Source organism: Methylosinus sp. C49 (assembly GCF_009936375.1).
Taxonomy (GTDB): domain Bacteria; phylum Pseudomonadota; class Alphaproteobacteria; order Rhizobiales; family Beijerinckiaceae; genus Methylosinus.
In genome coordinates this window covers 314,267-322,500 of the sequence record NZ_AP022333.1, presented here as the reverse complement: position 1 = coordinate 322,500, position 8,234 = coordinate 314,267, and the positions used below count along the sequence as shown (strand labels likewise).

General features: G+C 59.0%; 1 protein-coding gene, 1 tRNA gene, 2 rRNA genes and 1 pseudogene (1 of these 5 cut by a window edge). 3 read left to right on the top strand and 2 right to left on the bottom strand.

What is annotated here, in order from left to right; genetic code table 11:
* From GYH34_RS19455 to GYH34_RS19445, 3 genes are all read left to right on the top strand, one after another.
* Window positions 1-2,637, top strand: a 23S ribosomal RNA gene (locus GYH34_RS19455) (it extends 217 nt beyond the left edge of the window).
* Window positions 2,638-2,721: 84 nt separating this feature from the next.
* Window positions 2,722-2,836: ribosomal RNA gene (gene rrf, locus GYH34_RS19450) — 5S ribosomal RNA — on the top strand.
* Between the two features lie 140 nt (window positions 2,837-2,976).
* A tRNA-Met gene (locus tag GYH34_RS19445) sits at window positions 2,977-3,053 on the top strand.
* On the opposite strand, the pseudogene GYH34_RS19440 reads toward GYH34_RS19445, so the two are convergent.
* Together GYH34_RS19440 and GYH34_RS19435 are read right to left on the bottom strand one after the other, a co-directional pair.
* A pseudogene (locus tag GYH34_RS19440) lies at window positions 3,010-4,660 on the bottom strand (recombinase family protein). The gene GYH34_RS19445 and the pseudogene GYH34_RS19440 sit on opposite strands and share 44 nt — an antisense overlap.
* 1,194 nt (window positions 4,661-5,854) lie before the next feature.
* A complete protein-coding gene (locus GYH34_RS19435) occupies window positions 5,855-8,173 on the bottom strand; it encodes a TonB-dependent siderophore receptor (RefSeq protein WP_161915258.1) in 2,319 nt (772 codons plus the stop codon).
* Window positions 8,174-8,234 lie beyond the last annotated feature (61 nt).

The following is an 8,234-nucleotide window of genomic DNA, read 5'->3' as shown; positions in this document are numbered from 1 at the left end:
ATGTCCTCGGACTAACAGAGATCATGAGAAGGTATTTGTATCTGAATCCATAGGATACAAAAGCAAACCTGGGGAACTGAAACATCTAAGTACCCAGAGGAAAGGACATCAACGAGACTCCGTTAGTAGTGGCGAGCGAACGCGGACCAGGCCAGTTCTTGTGTGTTTCTAATCAGAACCGATTGGAAAGTCGGGCCGTAGTGGGTGATAGCCCCGTATGGATTTCGAAGCACAGAAGACATGAGTAGGGCGGGACACGTGCAATCCTGTCTGAAGATGGGGAGACCACTCTCCAAGCCTAAGTACTCCTCAGCGACCGATAGTGAACCAGTACCGTGAGGGAAAGGTGAAAAGCACCCCGACGAGGGGAGTGAAACAGTTCCTGAAACCGGATACCTACAAACAGTAGGAGCCCAAGGTTCGTCCTGGGTGACTGCGTACCTTTTGTATAATGGGTCAGCGACTTAAAGTAACGAGCAAGCTTAAGCCGATAGGCGTAGGCGCAGCGAAAGCGAGTCTGAACAGGGCGTTCAGTTCGTTGCTTTAGACCCGAAACCGAGTGATCTAGCCATGAGCAGGTTGAAGGTGCAGTAACATGCACTGGAGGACCGAACCGGTGTCTGTTGAAATAGACTCGGATGACTTGTGGTTAGGGGTGAAAGGCCAAACAAACTCGGAAATAGCTGGTTCTCCGCGAAAGCTATTTAGGTAGCGCCTCGCACGAATACTCCAGGGGGTAGAGCACTGGATGGGCTAGGGGGTCCCACAGACTTACCAAACCTAACCAAACTCCGAATACCTGGAAGTAGTATGCGGGAGACACACAGTGGGTGCTAACGTCCATTGTGGAGAGGGAAACAACCCAGACCAACAGCTAAGGCCCCCAATTCGTGGCTAAGTGGGAAAGGATGTAGAAATCCCAAAACAACCAGGAGGTTGGCTTAGAAGCAGCCATCCTTTAAAGAAAGCGTAACAGCTCACTGGTCTAAATAAGGGTTTCCGCGCCGAAGATGTACCGGGGCTCAAGCCACGAGCCGAAGCTTTGGGCTCGCCGCAAGGCGAGCGGTAGCGGAGCGTTCCGTAAGTCCGTGAAGGGACAGCCGTGAGGCATCCTGGAGATATCGGAAGTGCGAATGCTGACATGAGTAACGAGAAACACTGTGAAAGACAGTGTCGCCGAAAGTCCAAGGGTTCCTGCGTAAAGTTAATCTTCGCAGGGTTAGCCGGCCCCTAAGGCGAGGCCGAAAGGCGTAGTCGATGGGAACCACGTTAATAATCGTGGGCCAGCAGGTGGTGACGCGTGGGGTAAATCGTTCGGACTTACTGGATTGTCCGGGCGGTGAACCCGCGCCAGGAAATAGCCCCTGCATCAGACCGTACCCGAAACCGACACAGGTGGACAGGTAGAGTATACCAAGGCGCTTGAGAGAATGACGCTGAAGGAACTCGGCAATTTACCTCCGTAACTTCGGAATAAGGAGGCCTTCCGTTCGCGCAAGCGGGCGGGAGGGGCACAGACCAGGGGGTGGCAACTGTTTACCAAAAACACAGGGCTCTGCGAAATCGCAAGATGACGTATAGGGTCTGACGCCTGCCCGGTGCCGGAAGGTTAAGAGGAGGAGTGCAAGCTCTGAATTGAAGCCCCGGTAAACGGCGGCCGTAAATATAACGGTCCTAAGGTAGCGAAATTCCTTGTCGGGTAAGTTCCGACCTGCACGAATGGCGTAATGACTTCCCCGCTGTCTCCAGCGTCAGCTCAGTGAAATTGAATTCCCCGTGAAGATGCGGGGTTCCTGCGGTCAGACGGAAAGACCCCGTGCACCTTTACTGTAACTTTGCACTGGCATTCGTGTCGGCATGTGTAGGATAGGTGGTAGGCGTTGAAGCATGGGCGCCAGCTCGTGTGGAGCCACCCTTGAAATACCACCCTTATCGTCATGGATGTCTAACCGCGCTCCGTCATCCGGGGCCGGGACAGTGCATGGTAGGCAGTTTGACTGGGGCGGTCGCCTCCCAAAGAGTAACGGAGGCGCGCGATGGTGGGCTCAGAGCGGTCGGAAATCGCTCGTCGAGTGCAATGGCATAAGCCTGCCTGACTGCGAGACAGACAAGTCGAGCAGAGACGAAAGTCGGTCATAGTGATCCGGTGGTCCCTCGTGGAAGGGCCATCGCTCAACGGATAAAAGGTACGCCGGGGATAACAGGCTGATAACCCCCAAGAGTCCATATCGACGGGGTTGTTTGGCACCTCGATGTCGGCTCATCACATCCTGGGGCTGGAGAAGGTCCCAAGGGTTCGGCTGTTCGCCGATTAAAGTGGTACGTGAGCTGGGTTCAGAACGTCGTGAGACAGTTCGGTCCCTATCTGCCGTGGGTGTCGGAGAATTGAGAGGATTTGTCCCTAGTACGAGAGGACCGGGATGAACATACCTCTGGTGGACCTGTTGTGGCGCCAGCCGCAGTGCAGGGTAGCTATGTATGGACGGGATAACCGCTGAATGCATCTAAGCGGGAAACCCACCTCGAAACGAGTTCTCCCTCGAGAGCCGTGGAAGACGACCACGTCGATAGGCCGGGTGTGGAAGCGCGGCGACGCGCGGAGCTTACCGGTACTAATAGCTCGATCGGCTTGATCGTTCTCATTAATCCATGCCCATCTCCCCAAAGATGGACGCGATCGAAAGACCAATCACAGTTTGCTTCATTCTTGCCCTTTGCCGGCCTGGTGGCCTCGGCGGAGCGATCAGACCCGATCCCATCCCGAACTCGGCCGTCAAACGCTTCAGCGCCAATGGTACTATGTCTCAAGACCTGGGAGAGTAGGTCGTCGCCAGGCCTGCAAAGGGCAAGAGCTTCCTTATCTACGATGCGCGAGCGGGGGAGTAGCGAAGAGCGAGTAGCCGATCCTATTCGCCTTTCGCTACTCCCCCATTCTCGTCAGGCCCAGCCTCGCCCTCTCGAGGCTGCAAATCTCGGCGCGGGGTGGAGCAGCCCGGTAGCTCGTCAGGCTCATAACCTGAAGGTCACAGGTTCAAATCCTGTCCCCGCAACCAACGATTCTTGCGATAGCAAACGATCCAAAACCCCGCCCTCGCCCAGGGCGGGGTTTTTCTTGTCCGCTGCAAATCGAAGCATCGCGGCCAAGTCCCCACGGATTACGATCGCCAGCTTGTCTGCGTCCGGCACGAGCGTCACCTGATCGACGAGCGTGCGGAACAGTTCCGCCGCCTCGGCCTTCCCATCCTCGCCCTGCAGGCTCTCGTGGAGCGCGGAAATGCGTCGACGAAAGATCTCGGCCATGTTCGAATGCAGAAGCGGCGGCGGCTCCTCGGCGTTCGCAAGCAGGTCGATCAGCTCGGCCTTGCGGGTTTCGAGCGCTCCGATCCGATCTTTCAACTTGGCGCCGGGCACGCCGTCGAGGATCGCCTGGATTGCTTTATCGAGTTCGCGGTCCACGCGCTCCAATTCGCGTTTGCGCGCCTCCAGATCGGCCCCTCGCTCGCTCCGAAGCCTATTCACCTCGCGGGTGAATTCGTCGCAGAACTCCTTGAACAACCCAGGCTCCATTAGGTGCGTCTGTAGGCCGCTCAGCACTGAAGCCTCCAGCGCGTCGCGCCGGATGTTCAAACGATTTTCGCAGGTGCCCTTGTTGCGCGCTGTCGCGCAGCCCAGCAGGTCCTTCGATATGATCGTGTAGCCGCCGCCACAGCATCCACACTTCACGAGACCGGCGAAGATTCGGACGCCTGCGCTCGTTCAGTGCGTTCTCTCCGGATGCTGTGGGCTCACATATGAGCGTCCGCTGGCGCCCTTTTACCTTGTCCCAGAGCTCTTGGTGGACGATGCGTAGCTCCGGCACGTCCTGAACGATCCCTTCGGATTCGGGATTGAGACGCGAAACGCGCTTCCCGGTGTCTGGGTCCTTCAGATAGCGGAGGCGGTTCCAAACGAGGCGTCCGACATAAAGTTCGTTGTTGAGAATACCGACGCCGCGCTTGGGATTGCCATGAATGGTCGAGGGCCCCCATTCGGCGCGTTGCGGTCCTGGTACGCCCTCCTGGTTCAGTTCCCAGGCGATGGTGCGCGATGATTTTCCGGCGAGATAGTCGGCGAAGATGCGGCGGACGATGGTTGCCTCGGCCTCATTGATCGTTCTATCGCCGCGGATCGGTTCGCCATTTGCGGCGAACTGCTTGACCACGTCGTAGCCGAAGCACAGTCCACCACCGGACTTGCCTTCCTCGAACCGGCCGCGCAGACCGCGGCGAGTCTTGTCGGCGAGATCCTTCAGGAATAGGGCGTTCATCGTGCCTTTCAGGCCGACGTGCAGATGCGTCACGTCGCCCTCCGACAGAGTGACGATGCGTACGTTGGCGAAGGCCATGCGCTTGAACAGTCCGGCGTTATCCTCCTGATCGCGGCTCAGGCGATCCATAGCTTCCGCGAGCACGACGACGAATTTTCCGCGCAAAGCGTCATGGTTCAGTTCCTGGATGCCGGGGCGCAACAGCGACGCTCCAGAGGTGGCCCGATCGGTGTAGCTGTCAACGATCGTCCAGCCTTGCTTGTGTGCGTGCTGACGACAGAGGCGCAATTGATCCTCGATCGAGGCGTCGCGCTGACTGTCGGAGGAGTAGCGGGCGTAGAGCGCGGCTTTCATTCGGCGGCCTCCTTATTCGGGAAGACGGCCTTGCTTTCGATTGTCCTGTTCGGATCGAACGAAATCCCGCGCGGCCGCCCGTGAGAGCAGACGAACCAAATCGACGAGCCGTGGATCGAGTTTCGATTGCGCTTCGATCTGGCGATTGCCATTCGTCGCGACGACGTGAAGCTTTTGACAGTCGTTCGTCTCGATCGCGGCATGACGGCGTCCACGTTAGTTCGAATGAGGACGATGATGTCAGACGCGCGCGCAATGACAAGCCGAAACAGCATTCTGAAACAACGTCTTTCGTCGACTTGGAGAGCGCCTCGGCGCGCGCCGGCGTAGTCGCATGTACGAAAGAGTGAGCGGGCGTAGCAAAAATAAGTTTGTGATCGTACATCATGACGCCTCTCCGGGTGATGGCTAGGGCTTTCGACATCCGCTACCGGCTGGCTGCTCCGCGATTCCTCATGATTTGCAACGCTGCTCGTGTGATCTCGATCGCAAACCGGATGCTGCTCTCGACGGCGTCTCCGCTGATAAGATCGTGGGTCATCGACTTCGCTTTTATCGCGGCGTTCAACGCGCCGGACGCTCTATTTTCTCTATTTCCAAACTGCCTTCTTAGACTCGACAGCATACGGAGCGAAGCAGAAACTCCGGCCGCCCAACGCTTGCTGATCGCGATGCAATTGGTGTCTTCCCCGTAAGCGGGTGGTGGAAGGAGAAGCCGGCGCTGCAACGGTGGGATCGTTCGGCGCGGTATTCGCTTTTGGTCTCGGTTCGCGCTCCCGGCGCCAATATCGATATCTATACGCCGATCGCTAACCAGCTCGCGATCCCCATCCCCGCTCTGACGATGGCTACAGATCTCCGCGCCAAGATTGGTGATTCCGAGCGATGGCGCCCCCTAAAACGAGATGAAGGCGCCCCCGATAACGGAATGATGGCACCCCCCAACTCGACGGTACGAGTCGTCTTCAAGTCTGGCTTCGAGCATGTGGCCGCCCCGGCGGCCTCGCTATCATGTGCACTTCGTGGCCCGGCGCTTGGCCGTCCCTCCAACGCTTCGCTATCGCTCGCGAGGAGCGCGTGTCGTCAGCATCCTGAAGCCAAATCGCTGCCGCTACAGCGAACCTCTCGGAGTTCGCCAAGTCGAATCAACAGCGCATTTGGGAACCCACGTCTGCCCCCGAGAGGTTTACTGCGTTACCAACGAAAGGTGAGGCTGCCGATCACGGTACGCGGCAGTCCCCAGGTGCAATTCGTCGTCGCCGTGCAAACGAGATATTGATGATCGAGCAGATTGTTGAAATTGACCTGAAAACGCATGCCCTCGAGCTCGGGGATCAGCTTGCCGACGTCATAATGCACGGTCGCGTCGACGAGCGTGTATCCTGCATTCTGGATCGTGTTCGCGGCGTCGGCGTAGGTCGGGCCGACGAAGCGGACGCCGGCGCCGAGACCGAAGCCTCTGAAATCGCCGTCTTGCAGAGTGTAATCGGCCCAGAGCGAAGCCATGTTGCGCGCGATATAGGCCGGTCTCTTGCCGACATTGCTCGTTCCGTTCGACGTCGCATTATCCTTCGTCACATGCACGGGATTGTAAGTGTAAGCGGCCACCATATCGAGGCCGGGCATCGGATTGGCGACGGCTTCGAATTCGAAACCGCGAGAGTTCACCTCGCCAGTCTGCACCTTGTAGGTCGTCGCCGGCCGCGCCGGATCCGGGGTGAGGACGTTCTGCTGAGTGAGATCGAAATAGGCTGCGGTGAATGTGGCCGGAAAGAACTGCGGCTGATATTTGACGCCGCCTTCGAACTGCTCTGCGATCGTCGGCTTGAACACATTGCCATTGAAGTCCGTTCCTGTGGTCGGAAGAAATGATCGTGAATAAGCGACATAGGGCGCGACGCCGATGTCGAAGACGTAGTTCAGGCCGGCTCGATAGCTTCCCTGCGAATCGTCCTTTACGGCGACGGAGCCGGCGCGAATATTTGTCGTCGTCGAGCGCGCATTGTCGAAACGTCCGCCGAATGTCAAAATCCAATTATCGAATTTCGCTTGCTCCTGCGCATAGACCCCGAGCTGCGTCGCGGTCTGATGGCTGTAGCTGGTTATGGTCGATGGCGTCGTGACGATCTGGCCATAGACGGGATAGTAGAGATTGAGGCTCGGGCCGACGCCTCCGCGCGTGCGCGTCGTGTAGGTCGCCGATTGATAGTCGACGCCGACGAGAACCGTATGAGTCACCGGGCCGGTCGCGACCCTGGCCTCGCTCTGCGTGTCGAGCGCGAAGGAATAGAGTTGCTCGTCGATGGCGGTGGCGTTCCGAGCGATGGTTCCATTTGCCGAAATTTTCGACGCGGTCATATTGTTGTAACCGAAATCGAGGGCGCCGTAGCGCATGTTCTGTCGAACCGTCCATGCCTCGTCGAACTTATGCTCGAACCGGTAGCCGATCGTTCCCTGCGTGAAATCGTTCTTGTTGAAACTCGGTTCGCCGAGCATGACGCGCGTCGAAACCTGGTTCGCCAGCGTCACCGTGAAAGGGCCGGCGGTGCGATTGTGCAACCAGTCGCCCAATAGTGTGAAGGACGTCGCGTCCGTCGGCCGCCATGTGAACGAGGGTGCGACATACTGGCGGATGTCGGGTGCCGAATCGCCGGAGCCGTACTGGAACTGAGTGCCGCTGTCACGCGCCATGAAGACGAGGCGATAGAGCAGGCGCTTGTCGGCGTCCACGGGACCGCTGACGTCGAAGGCGCCCTGAATGCGGTCCAAGGAGCCGCCCTGGACATAGGCCTCGCCGCGCGCCTCCTCTGTCGGCTTTTTCGTGATCTTGTCGACGATGCCTCCCGGGCTGCCCTGGCCATAGAGGACCGATGACGGACCTTTGAGCACGTCGACACGCTCGAGGCCATAGAATTCGGTGATGAAGCGCGACCAGACGCCATTGGCCTCGCGCAAACCGTCGCGATAGACGCCATTCGTGCTGACGTCGAAACCGCGAACATAGGGCGCGTCGAAGGTGGCGCGCGGATCGCCGCCATAGGGCTCGGAATAGACGCCCGCCATGTAGCGGAACGCCTCGCCCTCGCGCTGTACGTTGCGTGCGTCCATCTGCGCGCGCGTGATGACGGAGATCGACTGCGGCACTTCGAGGAGGGGCGTATCGGTTTTGGTCCCGGTGGAGCTCTGGCGCGCCACATAGCCTTGCGAACCCGGCGCAGGCGCGCCTTGCCCGCCGGTCCCACCGGCGAGCGCAGGACCGACGCCGGTCGGCGAGGGAGCGCCCACGTTTATCTGCACGGCGTGCTTCGATCCTCTCGTCCGCGATCTCGCCACCCGCGGCGTGGCGCTGCTCGGAACGGCCCTCGGTCGAATCTTCTGTTGCGGCGCGTCCACCTTCACCGGCGGCAACACCGACGACGCTGCTTCTTGCCCCACGGCCGCGCCTTCGGAGAGCGCGGTGGTGGCCAGCAACGAGGCGAAGCCCCAGAACGCGTGACGAAATAGAACGGACATGACAGGGCCTCCGGCCAGATTGCGGGTCGGCCGGCCAAAACACGTGAAGGCGTGGCGGCCG